This window comes from uncultured Streptococcus sp. (assembly GCF_901875575.1).
Classification (GTDB): domain Bacteria; phylum Bacillota; class Bacilli; order Lactobacillales; family Streptococcaceae; genus Streptococcus.
This window is the reverse complement of the sequence record NZ_CABFMF010000055.1, coordinates 26,019-50,486: the sequence shown is the minus strand read 5'-3', so window position 1 is coordinate 50,486 and position 24,468 is coordinate 26,019. Positions and strand designations below refer to the sequence as shown.

The following is a 24,468-nucleotide window of genomic DNA, read 5'->3' as shown; positions in this document are numbered from 1 at the left end:
TATATGGCACTAACAACACTCACAAAAGAAGAGTTTCAGACTTATTCTAATCAGGTTTCTTGTCGTTCCTTTATGCAATCTGTCCAGATGGGGGATTTGTTAGAAAAAAGAGGGGCTCAAATTGTTTATCTTGCTTTGAAACAAGAAGGAAAAACTCAAGTTGCAGCTCTGGTTTATAGCTTGCCCATGCTAGGTGGTCTGCATATGGAACTCAATTCGGGGCCGATTTATACCCAACAAGATGCTCTTCCAGTTTTTTATGCGGAATTAAAAGAATATGCTAAGCAGAATGGTGCATTAGAGCTACTTGTAAAACCTTATGAAACTTACCAAACTTTTGATAGTGACGGTAATGCGATAAGTGATGAAGAAAAAGGTATTATTACTACTTTGACTGATCTAGGCTATCAATTTGAAGGTTTGACAACAGGTTATCCTAATGGAGAACCAGATTGGCTATACTATAAAGATTTGACTGATTTAACCGAAAAAAACTTACTAAACAGTTTTAGTAAAAAAGGCAAGCCTCTAGTAAAAAAAGCTGAAACGTTTGGCATTCAGTTGAAAAAGTTAAAACGTGAAGAGCTATCTATTTTTAAAGATATAACAAGATCAACCTCTGAACGTAGAGAATATAGTGATAAAAGTCTAGAATACTATGAAAAATTTTATGATGCATTTGGAGATCAAGCTGAATTTCTTATTACTACACTGAATTTTTCAGAGTATTTGAGTAAATTAGAAAGTGAACAGGCTAAACTAGAAGGAATACTGGATAAGTTGCGACTAGATTTGAGCAAAAATCCTCATTCTGAAAAAAAACAAAATCAATTAAGAGAATACTCTAGTCAATTTGAAACTTTTGAAGTTCGAAAAGTAGAAGCACGTGACTTGATTAAAAAATATGGAGATGAAGATGTTGTATTGGCAGGGAGCTTATTTGTGTACATGCCTCAAGAAACAACTTATCTCTTCAGTGGATCCTACACTGAGTTTAATAAGTTTTACGCACCAGCTGTACTTCAGAAATATGTGATGTTAGAAAGCATTAAACGTGGCATACAAAAATACAACTTTCTAGGTATTGAAGGTGTTTTTGATGGAAGTGATGGCGTTTTACGCTTTAAACAAAATTTTAATGGCTATATTGTACGTAAAGCAGGTACTTTCCGCTATTATCCGAAACCTCTGAAATTTAAAGCGATTAGTTTAATTAAGAAATTATTGAGGCGCTAAGACTGGTATTTACTTTGTGTTTAGTAAGTTTTGCCTCTCACACTAAACTACAGTATTTATAGTCCCTTTTATACTAGAATGCTGTAAGTAGTCCGATTTTTAATATTGAATGTTTAATAAAAGTACAAAAAGCGATCGGATTTTCTAATGCAATAAAATGGAAGAAGTTCTTTATAGAAGAAAATCTTAAGACTTATCCTCATTGTTATCGTATACGAGTAGGAATTTATTCACCAAGAATAAGCTCTGCATTCTTCTAAATAGAGGAATTGTTTTATGAAACGACTTCTAGTATTTGTTGTAACCTGATTTTACACACAAAAGAAGGAAGATATTCATCCAGTAGTATATTGTTTTTAACATTGTACTAAAATACAATCTACCTGTATCTCTCTGTAATAGTTGTTATTTAAGCAATGTTGTTAAGGATCTATTTCTTGATCACCAATGTTAGCTTTTAGAAATAGAATGTTCAGTTATAGTAAAAATATTATTAACTATCAATTTCCCTATAGCGCTTTTAGAGCGCTTTTTATCTATCTTAAATATTAGGATTAAGTTCAAGTTTCAAAAAAACAAGCAAATATGGTATACTAAAGAGCAAGAATTATAGTAGAATTAGGACTTTAATATGAAACAGACAATTATTCTTTTATATGGTGGACGTAGTGCAGAAAGAGAAGTTTCGATACTCTCAGCTGAAAGTATTATGCGTGCAGTAAACTACGATTATTTTTGTGTCAAGACCTTCTTTATTAGTCAGTCTGGTGATTTTATTAAAACTCAGGAATTTAGTCAAACTCCGAATCAAGATGAACGCCTTATGACCAATGTAACCATTGACTTGGAAAAGAAAATTGCTCCAAGTGCAATCTATGAAGAAGGAGCAGTTGTTTTTCCGGTTCTTCATGGGCCTATGGGAGAAGATGGCTCTGTTCAAGGTTTTCTAGAAGTTCTTAAGATGCCTTATGTTGGCTGTAATATCTTGTCATCAAGTCTAGCCATGGATAAAATTACAACCAAGCGAGTTTTGGAATCCATTGGTATCGCCCAGGTTCCTTATGTAGCAATTGTTGAGGGGGATAATTTAGATTTAAAAATTTCAGAAGTTGAATCTAAATTAACTTATCCTGTATTTACTAAACCCTCAAACATGGGTTCTAGCGTCGGTATTTCTAAATCTGAAAATCAAGAAGAACTCCGTAAAGCATTAGAGTTGGCTTTCAAATATGACAGCCGAGTCTTGGTTGAACAAGGGGTAAATGCTCGTGAAATTGAAGTTGGTCTATTAGGGAACTACGATGTCCAGAGTACCTTGCCAGGAGAAGTGGTCAAGGATGTTGCCTTCTATGATTATGATGCTAAGTATATCGATAACAAGATTACCATGGATATTCCAGCTAAGGTCAGTGATGATGTAGTAGCTGTTATGCGCCAAAATGCAGAAGCTGCCTTCCGCGCAATAGGTGGTTTAGGCTTGTCTCGTTGTGATTTCTTCTACACAGATAAGGGAGAGATTTTCCTCAACGAACTCAATACTATGCCCGGCTTTACCAAATGGTCTATGTATCCATTGCTTTGGGATAATATGGGAATCACTTATCCAGAACTAATTGAGCGTTTAGTTAATCTTGCTAAAGAAAGTTTTGACAAGCGCGAAGCGCACTTGCTATAAACTGAAAGAGAGGGTAGAAGCCAGAACCATCACTGCAAGGTGACTAGAGTTCTCGGACTTCAACCCTTTTTAAAGGAGTAAAAATGAAATTAACAATCCATGAAGTTGCCCAAGCTGTTGGGGCTAAAAATGATGTCAGTCTCTTTGCGAACGCCCAGTTAGAAAAGCCTGAGTTTGACAGTCGTTTGATTGGGGCAGGGGACTTATTTGTGCCACTCAAAGGTGCGCGTGATGGTCACGACTTTATCGAAACAGCCTTTGAAAATGGTGCAGCAGTAACCTTGTCTGAGAAAGAGGTTACAAATCATCCCTACATTCTAGTAGATGACGTATTGACTGCATTTCAAACCCTAGCTGCCTACTATCTTGAGAAAACGGCTGTTGATGTCTTTGCTGTTACAGGTTCGAATGGCAAGACGACGACTAAGGATATGTTGGCGCACTTGCTATCAACAAGATACAAGACCTACAAAACACAAGGGAACTACAATAACGAAATTGGCCTCCCCTACACGGTTCTTCACATGGCTGAGGGGACAGAAAAGTTGGTATTAGAGATGGGACAGGATCACTTAGGCGATATTCATCTCTTGTCAGAATTGGCTCATCCAAAAACAGCCATCGTGACCCTGGTTGGAGAGGCTCATTTGGCCTTTTTCAAAGACCGTTCAGAGATTGCTAAAGGAAAAATGCAAATTGCAGATGGTATGGCTTCAGGTTCGTTGCTTTTGGCGCCAGCTGATCCTATTGTAGAGGACTACTTGCCTACTGATAAAAAGGTGATTCGTTTTGGTCAGGGAGCAGAGCTGGAAATTACCGACTTGATAGAGCGTAAGGACAATTTAACATTTAAGACTAATTTCTTAGTTCAACCTCTTGATTTGCCTGTTACAGGTAAGTACAATGCCACCAATGCTATGATTGCATCTTATGTTGCCCTGCAAGAAGGAGTTTCAGAGGAGCAAATTCGTCAGGCCTTCCAACATCTTGAATTAACACGTAACCGTACTGAGTGGAAGAAAGCAGCCAATGGAGCAGATATTCTGTCTGACGTATACAATGCCAATCCCACAGCTATGAAGCTGATTTTAGAGACTTTCTCTGCCATTCCAGCCAATGAAGGTGGTAAGAAAATCGCAGTGTTGGCGGATATGAAGGAACTCGGTGACCAGTCTGTTCAACTCCATAATCAAATGATTTTGAGCCTTTCTCCCGATGTGCTTGATACCGTTATTTTCTATGGAGAAGATATTGCAGGATTAGCCCAACTTGCCAGTCAAATGTTCCCAATCGGCCATGTTTACTACTTCAAGAAAACAGAAGACCAAGATCAATTTGAAGACTTCGTTAAGCAGGTTAAAGAAAGCCTTGGAGCTAATGACCAAATCCTGCTCAAAGGCTCTAACTCTATGAATCTAGCCAAGCTGGTAGAAAGTTTAGAAAATGAAGACAAGTGATTTTGTCAAGTATTTGCAAAGAATGATTGCCATTACAGATACTGGATTAACCTTTACAAAAGATTCTTTTGACCGTGAGCGCTACGAAGACTTGCGAAGTCTGTTAGGAGAAATGTTGAATCAAGCATCAGACCTTGATGCAGAAGAAGTAGCAGAAGTCTTGAAACCAACGTCTGCTTATGCGACTCCTTTAATGGACGTCCGTGCTTGGATAGTTGAGGATGAAAAAATTTGTCTGGTTCTGGGACAAGGAGAGGATAGTTGGGCTTTACCAGGTGGCTTTGGTGAGGTTGGCTATTCTCCAACTGAAAATATTCTCAAGGAAATTGAAGAAGAAACAGGTTTTACAGCAAAAGCTGAAAGGTTACTTGCAGTTTTTGATACCAATCGTTTCCAACTACAGAGCAAACACTATACAAAATTTGTCTTTGAATGTAAGCTTCTTGATGGACAATTCCAAGAAAATCAAGAAATTGCTGACCTTCAATTTTTTGCCATTGACCAACTGCCGAACTTATCTGAAAAACGCATTACCAAAGAGCAAATAGAGATTCTTTGGCAGGTTTATCAAGGTAAGAGGGAGCAATATTTTGACTAAGAAGATGATTATCGTATTTCTAAATCCGTTTTTGACAAATAGCATGGTATAATAATATGCAGGAAAATTTTGAATTATGAGGAAGACTAGATGAATTTATGGGATATTTTCTTTACGACTCAGGCAACAGAGCCACCCAAGTTTGATCTTTTTTGGTATGTTAGCCTATTTACGCTTTTAGCCTTAACCTTTTATACAGCCTATCGCTATCGTGAAAAGAAGGTTTACCAACGATTTTTCCAAATCTTGCAAGCTGTTCAGTTGATCCTACTTTATGGCTGGTATTGGGTCAATCATATGCCACTATCAGAAAGCTTACCCTTTTACCATTGCCGTATGGCCATGTTTGTGGTACTTTTGCTTCCTGGCAAGTCCAAATATCGGCAGTATTTTGCATTGTTGGGAACATTTGGGACATTAGCAGCCTTTGTTTATCCAGTGCCAGATGCCTACCCTTTCCCACATATTGCGATTTTGTCCTTTATTTTTGGGCACTTAGCTCTCTTGGGGAACTCATTAGTTTATCTATTGAGACAGTACGATGCGAGAATGCTAGATGTAAAAAGAATTTTTCTCATGACCTTTGCCCTAAATGCCTTAATTTTTGTGGTCAATTTAGTAACAGGTGGAGATTACGGATTCCTAACAAAACCACCATTGGTTGGGGATCATGGCTTAGTAGCTAATTATTTAATCGTTTCCCTAGCCTTATCAGCAGCGATTACGTTAACAAAGAAAATCTTGGAACTATTTTTAGTACAAGAAGCAGAAAAAATACTTACAAAGAAAGCTTAATTTTGAGCTTTCTTTTTCATAAATTTTATTCTTTCGTAGAATTTAGTCATAAAGAAGATAGAAATTGAAAAAATAGCAAGTAAATTGAGGAAAAACTGACCACTATTGGATTTTTTGTGTTATAATATTCTGTGAATAGCTGTGCCCTATTTTAGTTATTAAATAGAACATAGAAACTTGGAAGATAGAGAGGAAGCGATGCAATGGCTAGAGATGGTTTTTTTACTGGATTAGACATCGGAACTAATTCGATTAAGGTATTAGTTGCCGAACTTAGGAATGGTGAACTAAATGTAATTGGTGTAAGTAATGCCAAAAGTAAAGGTGTAAAGGATGGAATTATCGTTGATATTGATGCGGCAGCAGCTACTATCAAGTCAGCTATTTCTCAAGCAGAAGAGAAGGCAGGTATTTCTATTAAGTCAGTGAATGTTGGTTTGCCAGGGAATCTCTTACAGGTAGAACCAACTCAAGGAATGATTCCGGTTACATCTGATACAAAGGAAATTACAGATCAAGATGTAGAAAATGTTGTCAAGTCAGCATTGACAAAGAGTATGACACCTGATCGTGAAGTTATTACCTTTATTCCTGAAGAATTTATTGTGGACGGTTTCCAAGGAATTCGAGATCCACGTGGGATGATGGGTGTTAGACTTGAAATGCGTGGTCTGCTCTATACAGGTCCTCGTACAATCTTACATAATCTTCGTAAAACAGTTGAACGCGTAGGAATTCAACTTGATAATATTATTATCTCTCCCTTAGCAATTGTCCAATCAGTTTTAAATGAAGGTGAACGTGAATTTGGTGCTACAGTTATTGATATGGGTGCAGGACAAACAAGTGTTGCTACAATCCGTAATCAAGAACTTCAGTTTACAAATATCCTTCAAGAAGGTGGAGAATATGTTACAAAAGATATATCAAAGGTCTTGAAAACTTCTCAAAAGTTAGCTGAAGGTTTGAAATTAAATTATGGTGAAGCTTATCCTTCGCTTGCAAGCAATGAAACATTCCAAGTTGAAGTGATTGGGGAAGTTGATCCTGTTGAAGTCACTGAAAAATATTTAGCAGAAATCATTTCTGCTCGTATTAAGCATATTTTTGAGCAAATCAAACAAGAATTAGAAAGAAGACGTCTATTAGAACTTCCTGGTGGAATTGTTTTGATTGGTGGTAATGCTATTTTACCAGGTGTGGTTGAACTTGCACAGGAAGTGTTTGGGGTTCGTGTAAAACTTTTTGTTCCAAATCAAGTAGGAATCCGAAATCCAGCATTTGCTCATGTGATTAGCTTATCCGAATTTGCTGGTCAGTTAACAGAAGTTAATCTTTTGGCACAGCGAGCAGTAAAGGGAGAGGATGCTTTACGTCATCAACCAATTAATTTTGGGGGTATGATTCAACGGGTTACACAGGTCGCTCAATCAGCTTCTGTTCAACCGATTTCAAATACAGAAATAGAGCCTTTGCCTTCTACTAATGGAGCAAGTTCTGGAGAAGAAAAACCGTCTTCTCAAAATAAACAAAAAATCGCAGATCGTTTCCGAGGCTTAATCGGAAGTATGTTTGATGAATAAAAGAGGAAATAGAAACTATGACATTTTCATTTGATACAGCAGCAGCTCAAGGTGCCGTTATTAAGGTAATCGGTGTAGGTGGAGGTGGCGGTAATGCCATTAATCGCATGGTTGATGAAGGTGTTGCAGGCGTGGAGTTTATCGCAGCAAACACTGATGTACAAGCATTAAGTAGTACAAAAGCTGAGACTGTTATTCAGTTAGGTCCTAAGCTAACCCGTGGTTTGGGTGCAGGAGGTCAACCTGAAGTTGGTCGTAAAGCTGCAGAAGAAAGCGAAGAAACATTGGCAGCTGCTATTAGCGGAGCAGATATGGTCTTTATCACTGCTGGTATGGGAGGAGGTTCTGGTACAGGAGCTGCTCCAGTTATTGCCCGTATTGCTAAAGATTTAGGTGCTCTTACAGTTGGTGTTGTGACGCGTCCTTTTGGCTTTGAAGGAAGCAAACGTGGACAGTTCGCTGTTGAAGGGATCAACCAACTTCGTGAGCACGTTGATACATTATTGATTATTTCAAACAATAACCTGCTTGAAATTGTTGACAAAAAGACCCCATTACTAGAAGCACTCAGTGAAGCAGATAATGTTCTACGTCAGGGTGTTCAAGGAATTACTGACTTGATTACAAATCCTGGTTTAATTAACCTAGATTTTGCTGATGTAAAAACGGTAATGGCCAACAAAGGAAATGCTCTTATGGGTATTGGAATTGGTAGTGGAGAAGAACGAGTTGTTGAGGCAGCTAGGAAAGCTATCTACTCGCCACTTCTTGAAACAACTATTGATGGAGCAGAAGATGTTATTGTTAACGTGACAGGTGGTCTTGACTTAACTTTGATTGAAGCTGAGGAAGCATCAGAAATTGTTAACCAAGCAGCTGGACAGGGAGTGAATATCTGGCTGGGTACATCAATCGATGAAAGTATGCGTGATGAAATTCGTGTAACAGTCGTTGCGACAGGTGTTCGTCAAGATCGCGTAGAGAAGGTAGTAGCTCATGCTCCAAATCAACCCGTTCGTCGTGAGCAAACTAGCCCAAGTCATGTACGTAACTACGATCGTAACTTTGATATGGCTGAATCAGTAGAGATGCCAAGTCCAACACATCGTCGAATGGAAACTTCTCAAGCTTCTGCATTTGGTGATTGGGACTTACGTCGTGAAACAATTGTTCGTGCAACGGATTCTGTTGTTTCACCAGTTGAACGTTTCGAAGCACCATCTTTTCAAGATGAAGATGAGCTGGACACACCTCCATTTTTCAAAAATCGTTAATTAAATGAATTTGAGAGAAAATACTGAACGAGTTTTTCAACAAATAAAAGATGCAAGTCAGCGAGTGGGAAGAGATAATGATTCTGTTTCTGTCATTGCTGTTACAAAATATGTAGAGATATCAATCGCGGAAGCTTTGCTTCCGCTAGGTGTCCATCATATTGGTGAAAATCGTGTAGATAAGTTTTTAGAGAAGTATAGTGCTTTAAAAGATTATAATTTAACATGGCATTTAATCGGAACCTTACAAAGACGAAAAGTTAAGGATGTGATTAATTATGTAGATTATTTCCACGCTTTGGATTCGTTGAAGTTAGCTGAAGAAATCCAAAAAAGAAGTAATCGAATAGTTAAGTGTTTCATACAAGTGAATATTTCTCAGGAAGAGAGTAAACATGGCTTTTCAAAGGAAGAACTATTAGATTCCTTGCCAGCATTAGCTTCATTAGACAATATCGAGTATGTAGGTCTAATGACTATGGCTCCCTTTGAAGCTAGTTCTGAAGAACTGAATAAAATTTTTAAAGCTACACAAGATTTGCAATTAGAGATTAGAGAAAAACAAATTCCCAATATGCCGATGATGGATTTAAGTATGGGTATGAGTCGTGATTATAAAGAAGCGATTAACCATGGTTCTACATTTGTCCGAATTGGTACAGCATTTTTTAAGTAGGAAAGAATTATGTCTTTAAAAGATAGATTTGATAGATTTATAGATTATTTTACAGAAGATGGAGAAGGAGTCAGCAACGTTTATCAGCCTGTAGCTGAAGAGAGTGCTGCCCCCTCAATAGCTCCTATAAAAGAGTTACCTCAAGAAATTACAACTACTCCTTCTAAAGATAAAAATATCACTCGTCTTCATGCTCGTCAACAAGAGTTGGCGATGCAAAGTAAACGCTCTACAGATAAGGTCACTATTGATGTGCGTTATCCTAGAAACTATGAAGACGCAACGGAAATTGTAGATTTGTTAGCAGGTAATGAAAGTGTTTTGATTGATTTTCAATATATGACTGAAGTTCAAGCACGTCGTTGTCTAGATTATTTGGATGGTGCGCGTCACGTTTTAGCTGGTAATATGAAGAAAGTAGCATCGACTATGTATCTTTTAACTCCAGTTGATGTTGTTGTCAATATTGAAGATATCAAAATTCCAGATGAATCACAAAATGGTGAGTTTGGTTTTGATATGAAACGTTCGAGAGTGAAATAATGCTTTTTCTCATTCGTTTTGTTCAAAATGCTGTAGATATTTATTCTCTAATTTTAGTAATCTTTGCTCTGATGTCTTGGTTTCCAAATGCCTATAAATCTAGTTTAGGACGTTTGATTATTAGTTTAGTGAAGCCAATCTTGACACCTTTGCAACGTTTACCACTTCAGTTCGCAGGTCTTGATTTATCTGTTTGGATTGCTGTATTGCTAGTTCGTTTTCTAGGGGAGCAGCTTATTCGAATACTATTTTTCTTTCTATGAGTAAAATGATTTATCAACATTTTTCTAAGAGCGATTCCTCTTTTATTGATAAGGGGTTAGAATGGATAAAAAAGGTAGATAGCACATATTCACCTTTTGTAACGCCTTTTGTAAATCCTCACCAAGAAAAAATTTTAAAAGTCTTAGCTTCTACAAATAATGTCTCTTACTTGAGTAGTCGACAGTTTATTGAAACTGAGTATGTAAGAGTTCTCTTGTATCCTGATTACTTTGAACCAGAATTTTCTGATTTTGAATTGTCTTTGCAAGAAATAATTTATCCTAATAAATTTGAAAAATTAACGCATTCAAAAATTCTAGGTACTGTTTTAAATCAGTTAGGGATTGATAGAAAATTGTTTGGTGATATATTGATCAAAGAAGAGAGAGCACAGATTATTATTAATCGTCAATTTCTATCTCTTTTCCAAGATGGAATTAAGAAAATCGCACGTTTACCTGTTAATCTTGAGGAACGAGATTTTAGTGAGAAACTAGAAAAAGTTGAGAATTATCAAGAAATAGAGATTTGTATATCTAGTTGTAGATTAGATGTTCTTATTGCAGGTGTCTTCAAGTTATCCAGAAATCAGGCGAATCAATTAATTGTAAAGCAAGCAGTACAGGTCAATTATCACCTAGTTGAAAAATTGGATTATTTACTCCAGATTGGTGATTTGATAAGTGTAAGAAAATATGGTCGATTGAAACTTGTTAGAGACAATGGGCAAACAAAAAAAGACAAAAAGAAATTAACGGTCCAATTGTTAGTAAGTAAGTGAGGAAGAATATGCCAATTACATCGTTAGAAATTAAAGATAAAACCTTTGGAACAAGATTCAGAGGTTTTGATCCAGAAGAAGTAGATGAATTTTTAGATATTGTAGTTCGTGACTATGAAGATTTAGTTCGATCTAATCATGATAAGGATTTACATATTAAAAGTTTAGAAGAACGCTTGTCTTATTTTGATGAAATGAAAGATTCATTAAGTCAATCTGTTTTGATTGCGCAAGATACGGCTGAAAGAGTGAAACAAGCTGCAAATGAACGTTCAAATAATATTATTCAGCAGGCAGAACAAAGTGCTCAACGCTTGTTAGAAGAAGCTAAATATAAAGCAAATGAAATTCTTCGCCAAGCAGCAGATAACGCAAAAAAAGTTGCCGTTGAAACAGAAGAATTAAAGAACAAGAGTCGTGTCTTCCATCAACGTTTGAAATCAACAATTGAGAGTCAATTGGCTATTGTTGAATCTTCTGATTGGGAAGATATTCTTCGTCCAACAGCTACTTATCTTCAAACAAGTGATGAGGCTTTTAAAGAAGTTGTTAGTGAGGTACTTGGAGTTTCAGTTTCATCTTATCATGAAGAAGAGCCGATTGATATTACTCGTCAGTTTTCTCCAGAAGAGATGGCAGAGTTACAAGCGCGTATCGAAGCAGCCAATAAGGAACTTGCTGAAGCAGAGAAAAAGGCTGAGCAAGATCAATTGTCTTCATCAGCTAATGAAACTCAATCTTATTCAGATTCTCAAATGTCTGAAGATTCACTAGGAGCTTCCAGATATTATGCAGAAGTAGACGATGAACCTGTTCATTCAGATTCAGACTATGTTACTCAAAAAGAATCTGTTACAATTTTATAAGAAATATTCTGAGAACAATATCTTATCCTTATATTTCCAGCGAGCAGGAGATGGTGTGAGTCCTGTAATCCCTATTGATAAGATTATCCTCTCAAAAACTCAAGTCTGAAGCTAGTAAGATTTGACGTTTCCCACGTTACGGGTTAAGAGGAAAAAAGCATAGTCTTTTTTCGAATAAAGGTGGTACCACGATCTTCGTCCTTTGCTGAAGTCGTGGTTTTTAATTTGTAATTTTTATTAAAGGAGATACTATGAAACTTAAAGATACCCTTAATCTTGGGAAAACTGAATTCCCAATGCGTGCAGGTCTTCCTACTAAAGAGCCAGTTTGGCAAAAGGAATGGGATGATGCAAAGCTATATCAACGTCGTCAAGAATTGAACCAAGGGAAACCACATTTTACCTTGCATGATGGGCCTCCATATGCTAATGGGAATATCCACGTAGGGCATGCTATGAACAAGATTTCAAAAGATATCATTGTTCGTTCAAAATCTATGTCAGGTTTCTACGCGCCATTTATCCCTGGTTGGGATACTCATGGTTTACCAATTGAGCAAGTTTTGGCCAAACAAGGTGTTAAGCGTAAAGAAATGGAATTGGTTGAATACTTGAAACTTTGCCGTGAGTATGCTCTTTCTCAAGTTTATAAACAACGTGATGATTTCAAGCGCTTGGGGATGTCAGGTGACTGGGAAAATTTATATGTGACTTTAACTCCAGACTATGAAGCAGCCCAAATCCGTGTATTTGGTGAGATGGCTAATAAAGGCTATATCTACCGTGGTGCCAAGCCAGTTTACTGGTCTTGGTCATCTGAGTCAGCCCTTGCAGAAGCAGAAATTGAATACCATGATTTGATTTCAACTTCCCTTTACTATGCCAATAAAGTTAAAGATGGCAAAGGTGTTCTAGACACAGATACTTATATCGTTGTTTGGACCACTACTCCATTTACTATCACAGCTTCTCGTGGTTTGACGGTTGGTGCAGATATTGATTATGTTTTGGTTCAACCTGCTGATGAAGCTCGTAAGTTTGTCGTTGCTTCAGAATTGTTGACTAGCTTGTCTGAGAAGTTTGGCTGGGTTGATGTTCAAGTTTTAGCAACTTATCGTGGTCAAGAATTAAACCATATCGTGACAGAACATCCTTGGGATACAGCTGTAGATGAGTTGGTTATCCTTGGTGACCACGTTACGACTGATTCTGGTACTGGTATTGTCCATACAGCCCCTGGTTTTGGTGAGGACGACTACAATGTTGGTATTGCTAATGGTCTTGAAGTCGCAGTGACTGTTGACGAACGTGGTATCATGACGAAGAATGCTGGTCCTGAGTTTGAAGGTCAATTCTATGAAAAGGTAGTTCCAACTGTTATTGAAAAACTTGGTAACCTCCTTCTTGCTCAAGAAGAAATCTCTCACTCATACCCATTTGACTGGCGTACCAAGAAACCAATTATCTGGCGTGCAGTGCCACAGTGGTTCGCCTCTGTTTCAAAATTCCGCCAAGAAATCTTGGATGCTATTGATAAAGTTAAATTCCATACAGAATGGGGTAAAGTACGTCTTTACAATATGATCCGTGACCGTGGTGACTGGGTTATCTCTCGTCAACGTGCTTGGGGTGTTCCACTTCCAATCTTCTATGCAGAAGACGGTACAGCTATCATGACAGCTGAGACTATTGAACATGTGGCTCAACTCTTTGAAGTACATGGTTCAAGCATTTGGTGGGAACGTGATGCCAAAGACCTCTTGCCAGAAGGATTTACTCATCCAGGTTCACCAAATGGCGAGTTCAAAAAAGAAACTGATATCATGGACGTTTGGTTTGACTCAGGTTCATCATGGAATGGTGTTTTGGTAAATCGTCCAAATCTGACTTATCCAGCTGACCTTTACCTTGAAGGTTCTGACCAATACCGTGGTTGGTTCAACTCATCACTCATTACATCTGTTGCCAACCATGGCGTAGCACCTTACAAACAAATCTTGTCACAAGGTTTTACCCTTGATGGTAAAGGTGAGAAGATGTCTAAATCTCTTGGAAATACCATTGCTCCAAGCGATGTTGAAAAACAATTTGGTGCAGAAATCTTGCGTCTCTGGGTAACAAGTGTTGACTCAAGCAACGATGTGCGTATCTCTATGGATATCTTGAGCCAAGTCTCTGAAACTTACCGTAAGATCCGTAATACCCTTCGTTTCTTGATTGCCAATACATCTGACTTTAACCCAGCTCAAGATTCAGTAGCTTACGATGAACTTCGTTCAGTTGATAAGTACATGACGATTCGCTTTAACCAGCTTGTCAAGACCATTCGTGACGCTTATGCAAACTTTGAATTCTTGACAATCTACAAGGCCTTGGTGAACTTTATCAACGTTGACTTGTCAGCATTCTACCTTGATTTTGCCAAAGATGTTGTTTACATCGAAGGTGCCAAATCATTGGAACGCCGTCAAATGCAGACTGTCTTCTATGACATTCTTGTCAAAATCACGAAACTCTTGACACCAATCCTTCCTCACACTGCGGAAGAAATCTGGTCATATCTAGAGTTTGAAGCCGAAGACTTCGTTCAATTGTCAGAATTGCCAGAAGCAGAAACTTTTGCTAACCAAGAAGAAATCTTGGATACATGGGCTGCTTTCATGGACTTCCGTGGACAAGCTCAAAAAGCCTTGGAAGAAGCTCGTAATGCAAAAGTTATCGGTAAATCACTTGAAGCACACTTGACAGTTTATCCAAATAAAGTTGTGAAAACTCTACTCGAAGCAGTAAACAGCAATGTTGCTCAACTTTTAATCGTGTCAGACTTGACCATCGCAGAAGGACCAGCTCCAGAAGCTGCCGTTAGCTTCGAAGATGTAGCCTTCACAGTAGAACGCGCTGCAGGTGAAGTATGTGACCGTTGCCGTCGTATCGACCCAACAACAGCAGAACGCAGCTACCAGGCAGTCATCTGTGACCACTGTGCAAGCATCGTAGAAGAAAACTTTGCAGACGCAGTTGAAGAAGGATTTGAAGAGAAATAAGGTTGTTGTATGATACTAAGAAGGAAAAGGATTGCCAAACAGTCCTTTCCTTTTTGGTTTTAACTAGCTTTTTTGTGAAAAATTGTGTAAAATAGAATAGATAAACGAGGGGAAACCTCGGAAAATTTAAAGGAGAATCCATCTAATGGTAAAATTGGTTTTTGCTCGCCACGGTGAGTCTGAATGGAACAAAGCTAACCTTTTCACTGGTTGGGCTGATGTTGATTTGTCTGAAAAAGGTACACAACAAGCGATTGACGCTGGTAAATTGATCAAAGAAGCTGGTATCGAATTTGACCAAGCTTATACTTCAGTATTGAAACGTGCTATCAAAACTACTAACTTGGCTCTTGAAGCTGCTGACCAATTGTGGATTCCAGTTGAAAAATCATGGCGTTTGAACGAACGTCACTATGGTGGTTTGACTGGTAAAAACAAGGCTGAAGCTGCTGAACAATTTGGTGATGAGCAAGTTCACATCTGGCGTCGTTCATACGATGTATTGCCTCCAAACATGGATCGTGATGATGAGCACTCAGCTCACACAGACCGTCGTTACGCTTCACTTGACGACTCAGTAATTCCAGATGCTGAAAACTTGAAAGTAACTTTGGAACGTGCCCTTCCATTCTGGGAAGACAAAATCGCTCCAGCACTTAAAGGTGGTAAAAATGTATTTGTAGGAGCTCACGGTAACTCAATCCGTGCCCTTGTAAAACACATCAAAGGTTTGTCAGATGATGAAATCATGGACGTGGAAATCCCTAACTTCCCACCATTGGTATTCGAATTTGATGAAAAATTGAACGTCGTTTCTGAATACTACCTTGGAAAATAATTTGTAAAAAGAAAACCTAGGAATACCTAGGTTTTTCTGTTTATTCTAGTATCCAACTCTTTGAAAAAGCGTTATAATGATATTAAGAAGTAGTTAAAGAAAGTGAGGTTGATGATGGCTTTTATTGAGATGAAACACTGTTGCAAGCGCTATCAAGTTGGAGATACTGAGATTGTAGCCAATCGAGATGTCAATTTTGAGATTGAAGAGGGTGAGTTAGTCATCATTTTAGGAGCTTCTGGGGCAGGTAAGTCAACCGTTCTAAATCTCTTGGGTGGAATGGATACCAATGACGAAGGGCAAATCTGGATTGATGGTGTCAATATTGCAGACTATAGTTCCCACCAGAGAACTGATTATCGTAGAAATGATGTGGGCTTTGTTTTTCAATTTTATAATCTGGTTTCCAATCTGACAGCTAGGGAAAATGTGGAGTTGGCCTCAGAAATCGTGACGGATGCCTTGGATCCTGAGCAGGTCTTGACAGATGTGGGGCTTGCTCATCGGATGGATAACTTTCCAGCTCAGCTTTCTGGAGGAGAACAGCAACGGGTTTCCATTGCACGGGCAGTGGCGAAAAATCCTAAAATTCTCCTTTGTGATGAGCCGACAGGAGCCTTGGACTATAAGACAGGAAAACAGGTTTTGAAAATTCTTCAAGATATGTCCCGTCAAAAGGGAGCAACAGTTATCATCGTAACTCACAATGGAGCCTTAGCACCAATTGCTGATAGAGTGATTCATATGCATGATGCTAGTGTCAAGGATGTACTAATCAATCCTCATCCTCTGGATATAGATAATTTGGAGTATTAGCATGGTCAAGAGAAAGGTTTATTGGAAGGACTTGCTTCAGTCCTTTACCAGGTCCAAGGGACGCTTTTTATCAATTTTGACCTTGATGATGTTGGGTTCGCTCGCTTTAGTAGGTCTTAAAGTGACCAGTCCTAATATTGAGGCAAGTGCCAATGCTTATCTAAGCACTGCTAAAACCTTTGATTTGGCTCTTATGTCCAACTATGGTTTGGATCAAGCTGATCAAGAAGAACTAGAACAGATAGAGGGGGCAGAGGTTGAGTTTGGATATTTGACAGATGTGACTATGGATAATGGGCAGGATGCCATTCGACTTTTTTCTAAGCCAGAGAAGATCTCAAACTTTCAAGTTACAGAAGGCCGTCTTCCTCAAGAAGATAAAGAGATTGCTTTAGCAGCTCATTTGCATGACAAGTATAGTTTAGGGCAGACCATTACTTTTAAGGAAAAAGAGGCTAGTTCCTCTACCTTGAAAGAACAGACTTTTACCATTACAGGCTTTGTCCATTCAGCTGAAATATTATCTCAACGAGATTTGGGCTATGCAGGGAGTGGAAGTGGGACTCTGACAGCCTATGGTCTGGTTATGCCCAGTCAGTTTGATGAAAAGGTCTATAGTATTGCACGCTTGAAATATAAGAACTTAGAAGGTTTAAATTCTTTTTCAACGGACTATGAAGAAACAGTCAAGCAAGATCAAGAAGAGCTAGAAAAGCTTCTTTCAGACAATGGCAAGGCACGTTTAGAGCTAGTAAAAAAAGAAGGGCAAGTTTCCCTAGATAAAGGTCAAGAAAGAATTCGCAAAGCGCAAGAAAACTTGCAGGAGGGTAAGAATCGTTTAAGCAGTGCTGAAGGTCGACTACAGCTACAGGAAAGCCAGCTTGCCCTGCTTCCTCAAACCCAGCGAGAACAGGTGGCTAGTCAGCTAGTTAAAGCCAGAGAAGAATTAACCAAGGAAAAGGAAAAACTAGCAGAGGCCGAAAAATCTATATCTCAGCAAGTGGAAAAACTAGAGAAAAGTCAGAAAAACTTGGATAATTTGCCGGAACCAACTTATCAGGTCTACAATAGACAAACGATACCAGGTGGTCAAGGATATCTCATGTATAGCAATGCCACAAGTAGTATCCGGGCAGTAGGTAATATCTTTCCTGTAGTGCTTTATGCTGTGGCAGCCATGGTAACCTTTACAACTATGGCTCGTTTTGTGGATGAAGAAAGGACAAATGCTGGGCTTTTCAAAGCCTTGGGCTATAGCAGTAAAGATATTATTGCTAAGTTTCTTGTCTATGGTATGGTAGCAGGAACTATAGGCAGTATTATAGGAAGCATACTGGGGCATTATGTACTAGCTACAGTTATCGCAAATGTTATTACCAAGGACATGGTAGTTGGATCTACTCCCATTCATTTTTATTGGTCCTATAGTTTACTAGCCCTCATCTTGACCTGGCTGGCTAGTGTACTACCTGCCTATTTGGTGGCTGGTAGAGATCTCCATGATGAGGCGGCTCATTTGTTACTTCCCAAACCACCTGTTAAGGGTTCAAAAATTTTACTAGAGAAGGTGGGATTTATTTGGCGTCGCATGAGTTTTACCCACAAGGTAACTGCTCGAAATATCTTTCGTTACAAGCAGAGGATGCTGATGACCATTTTTGGTGTGGCAGGTTCTGTAGCCCTTCTTTTTGCAGGCTTGGGCATTCAGTCTTCAGTTGCAGGAGTACCAAGCAGACAATTTGAACAAATCCAGCAGTATCAGTTGCTGCTAGCTGAGAATTCTAGTGCGACCAAGCAAGAAAAGGCAAGTCTAGAAGAAATGTTAAAAGGACCAGATATAAAAGCCTATCAGAAAATCTATTCCAAGAATGTAGACAAAGATTTTAAGGGTAGAGTTGGTCTTCAAACCATTACTCTTATGATGACTGATAAGGATGATCTGACTCCTTTCATCCACCTCCAAGAAGGACAAAAGGAATTACAATTAAAAGATGGAGCAGTCATTACAGCAAAATTAGCCCAATTAGCTGGAATCAAAATTGGTCAGTCACTAGAGCTTGAAGGTAAGAAGATAGAGGTTGCAGCAATTACTGAGAATTATGTTGGGCATTTTATTTACATGAATCAGAGGAGCTATCAAAAGATTTATGGTCAACTACCCGAAAGAAACACCTATCTTGTTAGCTTACAGGATCCTAGTCAGACTAGTGTTGAAAAGCAAGCAGGATTAGTCATGAATCAAGCTGCAGTAGCAAGTGTTTTCCAGAATGCATCTGCTAGTCGCCTTTTTGATTCTGTTGCAAGTTCTTTAAACCAAACTATGACAATCTTGGTCCTTGTGTCCGTTCTTTTAGCCATTGTCATTCTTTATAATTTAACCAATATTAATGTTAACGAGCGTATTCGTGAACTATCTACCATCAAGGTTCTTGGTTTTCACAATAAAGAAGTGACTTTCTATATTTACCGTGAGACCATGGTTCTTTCTCTTGTAGGGATTATTCTAGGATTAGTATCTGGTTTTTATTTACATCGGTTTTTGATTCAAATGATTTCACCTGCAACCATTCTCTTTTATCCACAGGTTGCTTGGGAGGTCTATGCTCTACCAATTGGTGCAGTGCTAGTGATATTGATCCTACTTGGATTTTTTGTCAATCATCATCTAAGAAAAGTCGATATGTTAGAAGCCTTGAAATCTATAGATTAGGAAAATTTGTTTTTATCCTAATAAAAAATCCTCCGTTTCAAAGAGCAGGGAACTCTTTGTGACAGAGGATTTTTTCTATAGGGCTTTAGCAGCTGTAATTGCAGCTTCGAAGTTGGGTTCAGAATTGATATTGTCCACGTATTCAACGTAGCGAATAGTATTGTCAGTATCAAGGACAAAGACCGCGCGTGCCAATAGGTGCCACTCATTGATTAAGAGGGCGTAATCACGTCCAAAGGAATGGTCGAAATAGTCTGAGAGCATGATGGCATTTTCAATTCCCTCAGCACCACACCAACGTTTTTGGGCAAATGGTAGGTCCATAGAAACAGTCAATACGACCGTGTTGTCCAGTCCAGCCAGTTCTTCATTAAAGCGACGCGTTTGAGTTGAGCAGATACCTGTATCGATAGAAGGTACAACGCTCAAGACTTTTTTCTTACCATCAAAATCAGCCAGAGATTTTTTAGAAAGATCTGTTGTAGTGAGAGAAAAATCAAGCGCCTTGTCGCCGACTTGTAGTTGTTTACCTGTGAAGCTCACAGGATTTCCGAGAAAAGTTACCATAAGATACTCCAATCTTTTTTCTTCCATTGTAGCTGAAACAGTCAGAATTTTCCAATGATTTGACTGAAAATATGGGCATAGAAAAAACGCCAGCTCATGTGAGAATGACGTTTTTCAGAGGATTATTTTGCCAATCCTTCAGCAATCTTGTCAAGGTTGTATTTCATCATGTTGTAGTAGCTGTCGCCTTCTTTACCTTGTTCTGCGATAGAGTCAGTAAAGATTTGTGCGTAGATTGGGATATTTGTATCTTGTGAGACAGTCTTCATTGGACGGTCATCTACACTTGATTCTACAAAGAGTGAAGGAGTTTTTGTTTGGCGAAGTTTTTCAACCAAGGTCTTGATTTGATCAGGTGTTCCTTCTTCTTCAGTGTTGATTTCCCAGATGTAAGCACTTGGTACACCATAGGCTTTAGAGAAGTATTTGAAGCATCCTTCGCTGGTTACGATTAATTTCTTCTCAGCAGGGATATTGTCGAATTTAGCTTTAGCTTCCTTGTCAAGTTTGTCTAACTTATCAGTATATTCTTTGAGATTTTTTTCGTAAAATTCCTTGTTGCTAGGGTCTTTAGCACTCAATTGTTTTGCGATGTTTTTAGCAAAAATCATACCGTTCTCAAGGTTAAGCCAAGCGTGTGGGTCTTCTTTGCCTTTTTCATTTTGACCTTCAAGGTAGATAACATCAACGCCTTCGCTGACTGCAAAGTAGTCTTTGTTTTCAGTTTTTTTGGCATTTTCTACCAATTTTGTAAACCAAGCATTGCCACCAGTTTCAAGATTGATACCGTTATAGAAAATCAAATCAGCTTGAGAAGTTTTCTTAACATCTTCAGGGAGTGGTTCGTATTCGTGTGGGTCTTGACCAACAGGAACGATACTGTGAAGATCAATCTTGTCACCAGCAATATTTTTAGTAATATCAGCGATGATTGAGTTTGTAGCAACAACTTTTAGTTTTTGACCAGAAGCTGCATCTTTTTTTCCGCTAGCACATGCTACAAGAGCAATGACAGAAAGAAAGAGAACTAACAATGTACCTAATTTTTTCATTAGATCCTCCAATTTATTGGGGTTTTTCCCCTTATTTTAACAAATGTTTATTTTTCAGTTTCAAATATCGTTGTTTTGGAGCGATAAAGAAGCTAATGAGAAAGAAACTAGCAGCTGTAAGCACGATACTAGAACCTGCCGCAACGTTAAAGCTATAGCCGATAAAGAGTCCCAAAACTGAAGCTGTAGCTCCAAAGGTTGAGGAAAGGAAAATCATACTTTTCAGGCTATTAGCATACAGATAAGCAGTTGCGGCTGGGGTAATCAGCATGGCTACAATCAGGATAGTTCCGACACTTTGCATGGCTGTCACAGACACGAGAGTCAGGAGTACCATGAGAAGGTAGTGATAGAAATTGACAGGCATTCCCATGGCTTTGGCCAAGAGTTCATCAAAGGAAGTAATCAAGAGTTGCTTGAAGAAAATCCAGATTAACAAGAGAATGGCTGCCCCCACACCCATAGTAATAAACATATCCGTATCTTGGACGGCAAGGATATTACCAAAAAGGATATGGAAAAGGTCAGTTGAACTTTTAGCGACACTAATCAAGATGATACCGAGGGCTAAGAAAGAAGAAAAGGTAATGCCGATGGCGGTATCGCTTTTGATAATCGAGTTCCCCTTGATGTAGGTAATAATGATGGCAGCTAGTAATCCAAAGACAATGGCTCCGATAAAGAAGTCAACTCCCAAGATAAAGGAGAGGGCTACACCTGGTAAGACAGCATGTGAAATGGCATCTCCCATGAGTGACATCCCGCGTAGAATGATGAAACATCCTACAGCTCCAGCTACGACCCCGACGACAATAGCTGTTATCAAGGCATTTTGTAGGAAATGGAATTTTTGCAATCCATCGATAAATTCTGCAATCATAGGTCACCTCCATTGAAAAAAAGTCGATTACCGTAAGCTTCTTTGAGATTGGCTTCGGTAAAGGTTTCTTTGGTTGGACCAAAGGCAATCACTTCTCGATTGACAAGTAAGACTTGATCGAAGTAGTGGGAAACCTTGCTGAGGTCGTGGTGAACGATGAGAACCGTCTTACCAGCTTTTTTCAAATCTCTCAGCGTATTCATGATGATTTCCTCACTGACAGAGTCAATCCCAACAAAGGGTTCATCCAAGAGGATATAATCGGCTTCCTGCACCAAACATCTGGCAATCAAGACCCGCTGGAATTGACCTCCAGACAGTTGACTGATTTGACGTTCAGCGTAGTCAGCTAGGCCGACGATTTCAAGGGCTTCCTCTACTTTTTTCCAATGTTTAGCATTTAAACTGCGAAAGAGAGGAATAGAGGGAAATAGTCCTAGTGAGACACATTCCTTGACCTTGATGGGAAAGTTATAGTCGATATTGATTTTTTGTTCGACATAGGCAATTCGATGTAAGGATTTTTTAACTTCCTTGTCATCGAGAAATGCCTGACCTTGATGGGGGATAATGTTCAACATCCCTTTCAGTAGTGTTGATTTTCCAGCACCGTTTGGACCAATGATTCCGGTAATTGTTGGTCCTTGGAGCACTAGTGAAATATCCTTAAGTGCCAACGTTTCTTTGTAGGAGACACTGAGGTTTTCGATACGTATCATAAACTTGTATTCCTCCTGACTCTTAATATACATTAAAAAAAAAATTAAGTCAAGTTAATTTTTTAAAAAATTAAAATATTAACAGTAAAATATTAAAGTTTTGAATCTTGTATTTTAATTGCTTTCCAAAGTAATTTTTGTTAAGCTAGCAGTAACTGAAAAAATGAAAGTGAGAACATGATGACACGTTATCAAGATGATTTTTATGATGCGATTAATGGAGAATGGCAGAAGACTGCTGAAATTCCTGCAGATAAGTCTCAAACAGGTGGTTTTATCGATCTAGATGAGGAAATTGAAGAACTGATGCTTACGACTACAGATAAGTGGTTGGCAGGTCAAGATGTTCCAGAGGATGCTATCTTGGCAAATTTTGTCAAATACCACCGCCTAGTTCGTGATTTTGACAAGAGAGAAGCTGACGGTATCACACCTGTTTTATCTCTTCTTAAAGAATTCCAAGAATTGGAGACTTTTGAGGATTTTACAGCTAAACTAGCAGAGTTTGAACTTGCAGGAAAACCAAACTTTCTTCCTTTTGGTGTATCACCAGACTTTATAGATGCCAGAATCAATGTTCTATGGGCCAGCGCTCCAAGCACGATCCTGCCAGATACAACCTACTATGCTGAAGACCATCCTCAGCGCGAAGAGCTCTTGGCTCTTTGGAAAGAAACCAGTGCAAATCTTCTCAAGGCTTATGATTTCTCTGATGCAGAAATTGAAGACTTGTTAGAGAAGAGATTAGAACTAGACCGCCGAGTTGCGGCAGTGGTGCTTTCTAATGAAGAAAGTTCAGAATATGCTAAACTCTACCATCCGTATTCTTACGAAGATTTCAAGAAATTTGCGCCTGCCCTACCTTTGGATGACTTCTTCCAAGTCGTTCTTGGACAAGTACCAGATAAGGTTATCGTAGACGAGGAACGTTTCTGGCAAGCAGCAGACCAATTCTATAGTGAAGAGGCATGGCCTCTCCTCAAGGCAACCTTAATTTTAAGTGTTGTTAATCTCTCAACCAGCTATTTAACAGAAGAAATCCGTGTCTTGTCAGGTGCCTATAGCCGTACGCTTTCAGGTGTTCCAGAGGCCAAAGACAAGGTCAAGGCAGCCTACCAGCTAGCACAAGGCCCATTCAAACAAGCCTTGGGTCTCTGGTATGCCCATGAAAAATTCTCTCCAGAAGCTAAAGCAGATGTGGAGAAAAAAGTGGCAACTATGATTGATGTCTATAAGGAACGCTTGGCTAAAAATGACTGGCTAACTCCAGAAACTCGTGAAAAGGCTATTGTTAAACTTAATGTCATCAAGCCTTATATTGGTTACCCAGAAGAATTACCAGCTCGTTATAAGGACAAGGTAGTGGATGAAAATGCTAGCCTTTTTGACAATGCTCTAGCCTTTGCGCGTGTGGAAATCAAGCACAGTTGGAGCAAGTGGAACCAGCCTGTAGACTACAAGGAATGGGGCATGCCTGCTCATATGGTTAACGCCTACTACAATCCACAGAAGAATTTGATTGTCTTCCCAGCGGCCATTTTACAGGCTCCTTTCTATGACTTGCATCAGTCATCATCTGCTAACTACGGTGGTATTGGGGCAGTTATTGCCCATGAAATTTCCCACGCCTTTGATACCAACGGAGCTTCCTTTGATGAAAATGGTAGCCTCAAGGATTGGTGGACAGAGAGTGACTATGCTGCCTTCAAGGAGAAAACACAAAAAGTTATTGACCAGTTTGATGGACAGGATTCTTATGGAGCAACCATCAACGGTAAATTAACTGTATCAGAAAATGTGGCTGACTTGGGAGGAATCGCTGCAGCACTTGAAGCAGCCAAGAGAGAGCCAGACTTCTCAGCAGAAGAATTTTTCCATAACTTTGGCCGTATTTGGCGCATGAAAGGTCGCCCAGAATTTATGAAACTTTTAGCTAGCGTTGATGTGCACGCGCCAGCTAAACTCCGTGTCAATGTGCAAGTACCAAACTTCGATGATTTCTTTACAACCTATGATGTCAAAGAAGGTGACGGTATGTGGCGTTCACCAGAAGAGCGCGTGATTATTTGGTAATGCAAAGAGGCAAGTAATTAG

At 38.9% G+C, this 24,468-nt stretch carries 21 protein-coding genes; 17 read left to right on the top strand and 4 right to left on the bottom strand.

Going from position 1 to position 24,468, the window contains the following annotated elements; genetic code table 11:
- Positions 1-3: 3 nt before the first annotated feature.
- The 16 genes from QZ114_RS08380 to QZ114_RS08305 all read left to right on the top strand — a co-directional run bounded on the left by QZ114_RS08380 (position 4) and on the right by QZ114_RS08305 (position 19,156).
- Complete coding sequence (locus QZ114_RS08380) at positions 4-1,236, top strand: aminoacyltransferase (RefSeq protein ID WP_295502019.1); 1,233 nt, start codon at positions 4-6, stop codon at positions 1,234-1,236.
- A gap of 631 nt (positions 1,237-1,867) precedes the next feature.
- Positions 1,868-2,911: a D-alanine--D-alanine ligase gene (locus QZ114_RS08375; RefSeq protein WP_295502017.1), complete on the top strand. Its 1,044-nt coding sequence runs from the start codon at positions 1,868-1,870 to the stop codon at positions 2,909-2,911.
- An 83-nt stretch (positions 2,912-2,994) separates the two neighbouring features.
- The gene (murF, locus tag QZ114_RS08370; RefSeq protein ID WP_295502014.1) at positions 2,995-4,368 is read left to right on the top strand and encodes a UDP-N-acetylmuramoyl-tripeptide--D-alanyl-D-alanine ligase; all 1,374 of its coding nucleotides are present in this window, start codon (positions 2,995-2,997) and stop codon (positions 4,366-4,368) included.
- The gene (locus QZ114_RS08365) at positions 4,355-4,966 is read left to right on the top strand and encodes an NUDIX hydrolase (RefSeq protein ID WP_295502012.1); all 612 of its coding nucleotides are present in this window, start codon (positions 4,355-4,357) and stop codon (positions 4,964-4,966) included. The genes murF and QZ114_RS08365 overlap by 14 nt, the downstream gene beginning before the upstream one ends.
- Before the next feature lie 90 nt (positions 4,967-5,056).
- On the top strand, positions 5,057-5,761 hold the full coding sequence (locus QZ114_RS08360) for a TIGR02206 family membrane protein (RefSeq protein WP_295502010.1): 705 nt from the start codon (positions 5,057-5,059) through the stop codon (positions 5,759-5,761).
- A 203-nt stretch (positions 5,762-5,964) separates the two neighbouring features.
- Positions 5,965-7,344 (top strand): cell division protein FtsA, encoded by a 1,380-nt coding sequence (gene ftsA, locus QZ114_RS08355; protein ID WP_295502008.1) that lies wholly within the window; start codon positions 5,965-5,967, stop codon positions 7,342-7,344.
- A 17-nt stretch (positions 7,345-7,361) separates the two neighbouring features.
- Positions 7,362-8,618, top strand: coding sequence for a cell division protein FtsZ (ftsZ, locus tag QZ114_RS08350; protein WP_295502006.1), 1,257 nt, complete (start codon positions 7,362-7,364; stop codon positions 8,616-8,618).
- Between the two features lie 4 nt (positions 8,619-8,622).
- Positions 8,623-9,294, top strand: coding sequence for a YggS family pyridoxal phosphate-dependent enzyme (locus tag QZ114_RS08345; protein WP_295502002.1), 672 nt, complete (start codon positions 8,623-8,625; stop codon positions 9,292-9,294).
- 9 nt (positions 9,295-9,303) lie between these two features.
- On the top strand, positions 9,304-9,837 hold the full coding sequence (locus tag QZ114_RS08340) for a cell division protein SepF (RefSeq protein ID WP_295501995.1): 534 nt from the start codon (positions 9,304-9,306) through the stop codon (positions 9,835-9,837).
- Positions 9,837-10,100: a YggT family protein gene (locus QZ114_RS08335; RefSeq protein WP_295501988.1), complete on the top strand. Its 264-nt coding sequence runs from the start codon at positions 9,837-9,839 to the stop codon at positions 10,098-10,100. Before QZ114_RS08340 ends, QZ114_RS08335 begins: the two co-directional genes overlap by 1 nt.
- Entirely contained in the window at positions 10,097-10,882 is a 786-nt protein-coding gene (locus tag QZ114_RS08330; RefSeq protein ID WP_295501982.1) for an RNA-binding protein, read from the top strand. Before QZ114_RS08335 ends, QZ114_RS08330 begins: the two co-directional genes overlap by 4 nt.
- Before the next feature lie 8 nt (positions 10,883-10,890).
- Positions 10,891-11,748 carry a DivIVA domain-containing protein gene (locus tag QZ114_RS08325; protein WP_295501975.1) on the top strand — a complete coding sequence of 286 codons (858 nt, stop codon included), beginning with the start codon at positions 10,891-10,893 and terminating at the stop codon, positions 11,746-11,748.
- 251 nt (positions 11,749-11,999) lie between these two features.
- Complete coding sequence (gene ileS / locus QZ114_RS08320) at positions 12,000-14,792, top strand: isoleucine--tRNA ligase (protein ID WP_295501968.1); 2,793 nt, start codon at positions 12,000-12,002, stop codon at positions 14,790-14,792.
- Positions 14,793-14,937: 145 nt separating this feature from the next.
- Entirely contained in the window at positions 14,938-15,630 is a 693-nt protein-coding gene (locus tag QZ114_RS08315) for a phosphoglycerate mutase (protein WP_295501961.1), read from the top strand.
- A 114-nt stretch (positions 15,631-15,744) separates the two neighbouring features.
- A complete protein-coding gene (locus tag QZ114_RS08310) occupies positions 15,745-16,446 on the top strand; it encodes an ABC transporter ATP-binding protein (protein WP_295501953.1) in 702 nt (233 codons plus the stop codon).
- Position 16,447: 1 nt separating this feature from the next.
- Positions 16,448-19,156, top strand: a complete 2,709-nt coding sequence (locus tag QZ114_RS08305; RefSeq protein WP_295501943.1) for an ABC transporter permease — start codon at positions 16,448-16,450, stop codon at positions 19,154-19,156.
- Between the two features lie 75 nt (positions 19,157-19,231).
- Here the strand turns inward: QZ114_RS08305 and tpx are convergent, their stop codons facing one another.
- The 4 genes from tpx to QZ114_RS08285 form a co-directional block, all read right to left on the bottom strand.
- Positions 19,232-19,723: a thiol peroxidase gene (gene tpx / locus QZ114_RS08300; RefSeq protein ID WP_055387665.1), complete on the bottom strand. Its 492-nt coding sequence runs from the start codon at positions 19,721-19,723 to the stop codon at positions 19,232-19,234.
- Positions 19,724-19,845: 122 nt separating this feature from the next.
- Entirely contained in the window at positions 19,846-20,775 is a 930-nt protein-coding gene (gene psaA / locus QZ114_RS08295; RefSeq protein WP_042900561.1) for a metal ABC transporter substrate-binding lipoprotein/adhesin PsaA, read from the bottom strand.
- 31 nt (positions 20,776-20,806) lie between these two features.
- Complete coding sequence (locus QZ114_RS08290) at positions 20,807-21,655, bottom strand: metal ABC transporter permease (RefSeq protein ID WP_000559790.1); 849 nt, start codon at positions 21,653-21,655, stop codon at positions 20,807-20,809.
- Positions 21,652-22,374 (bottom strand): metal ABC transporter ATP-binding protein, encoded by a 723-nt coding sequence (locus QZ114_RS08285; protein ID WP_000619167.1) that lies wholly within the window; start codon positions 22,372-22,374, stop codon positions 21,652-21,654. The genes QZ114_RS08290 and QZ114_RS08285 overlap by 4 nt, the downstream gene beginning before the upstream one ends.
- Before the next feature lie 180 nt (positions 22,375-22,554).
- On the opposite strand from QZ114_RS08285, the gene pepO reads away from it, so the two are divergent.
- The gene (gene pepO, locus QZ114_RS08280) at positions 22,555-24,447 is read left to right on the top strand and encodes an endopeptidase PepO (protein ID WP_295501926.1); all 1,893 of its coding nucleotides are present in this window, start codon (positions 22,555-22,557) and stop codon (positions 24,445-24,447) included.
- Positions 24,448-24,468 lie beyond the last annotated feature (21 nt).

Coding starts and splice junctions, on each gene's coding strand:
- QZ114_RS08380 (WP_295502019.1), top strand. CDS start 4: ATGGCACTAACAACACTCACAAAAGAAGAGTTTCAGACTTATTCTAAT.
- QZ114_RS08375 (WP_295502017.1), top strand. CDS start 1,868: ATGAAACAGACAATTATTCTTTTATATGGTGGACGTAGTGCAGAAAGA.
- murF (WP_295502014.1), top strand. CDS start 2,995: ATGAAATTAACAATCCATGAAGTTGCCCAAGCTGTTGGGGCTAAAAAT.
- QZ114_RS08365 (WP_295502012.1), top strand. CDS start 4,355: ATGAAGACAAGTGATTTTGTCAAGTATTTGCAAAGAATGATTGCCATT.
- QZ114_RS08360 (WP_295502010.1), top strand. CDS start 5,057: ATGAATTTATGGGATATTTTCTTTACGACTCAGGCAACAGAGCCACCC.
- ftsA (WP_295502008.1), top strand. CDS start 5,965: ATGGCTAGAGATGGTTTTTTTACTGGATTAGACATCGGAACTAATTCG.
- ftsZ (WP_295502006.1), top strand. CDS start 7,362: ATGACATTTTCATTTGATACAGCAGCAGCTCAAGGTGCCGTTATTAAG.
- QZ114_RS08345 (WP_295502002.1), top strand. CDS start 8,623: ATGAATTTGAGAGAAAATACTGAACGAGTTTTTCAACAAATAAAAGAT.
- QZ114_RS08340 (WP_295501995.1), top strand. CDS start 9,304: ATGTCTTTAAAAGATAGATTTGATAGATTTATAGATTATTTTACAGAA.
- QZ114_RS08335 (WP_295501988.1), top strand. CDS start 9,837: ATGCTTTTTCTCATTCGTTTTGTTCAAAATGCTGTAGATATTTATTCT.
- QZ114_RS08330 (WP_295501982.1), top strand. CDS start 10,097: ATGAGTAAAATGATTTATCAACATTTTTCTAAGAGCGATTCCTCTTTT.
- QZ114_RS08325 (WP_295501975.1), top strand. CDS start 10,891: ATGCCAATTACATCGTTAGAAATTAAAGATAAAACCTTTGGAACAAGA.
- ileS (WP_295501968.1), top strand. CDS start 12,000: ATGAAACTTAAAGATACCCTTAATCTTGGGAAAACTGAATTCCCAATG.
- QZ114_RS08315 (WP_295501961.1), top strand. CDS start 14,938: ATGGTAAAATTGGTTTTTGCTCGCCACGGTGAGTCTGAATGGAACAAA.
- QZ114_RS08310 (WP_295501953.1), top strand. CDS start 15,745: ATGGCTTTTATTGAGATGAAACACTGTTGCAAGCGCTATCAAGTTGGA.
- QZ114_RS08305 (WP_295501943.1), top strand. CDS start 16,448: ATGGTCAAGAGAAAGGTTTATTGGAAGGACTTGCTTCAGTCCTTTACC.
- tpx (WP_055387665.1), bottom strand. CDS start 19,723: ATGGTAACTTTTCTCGGAAATCCTGTGAGCTTCACAGGTAAACAACTA.
- psaA (WP_042900561.1), bottom strand. CDS start 20,775: ATGAAAAAATTAGGTACATTGTTAGTTCTCTTTCTTTCTGTCATTGCT.
- QZ114_RS08290 (WP_000559790.1), bottom strand. CDS start 21,655: ATGATTGCAGAATTTATCGATGGATTGCAAAAATTCCATTTCCTACAA.
- QZ114_RS08285 (WP_000619167.1), bottom strand. CDS start 22,374: ATGATACGTATCGAAAACCTCAGTGTCTCCTACAAAGAAACGTTGGCA.
- pepO (WP_295501926.1), top strand. CDS start 22,555: ATGACACGTTATCAAGATGATTTTTATGATGCGATTAATGGAGAATGG.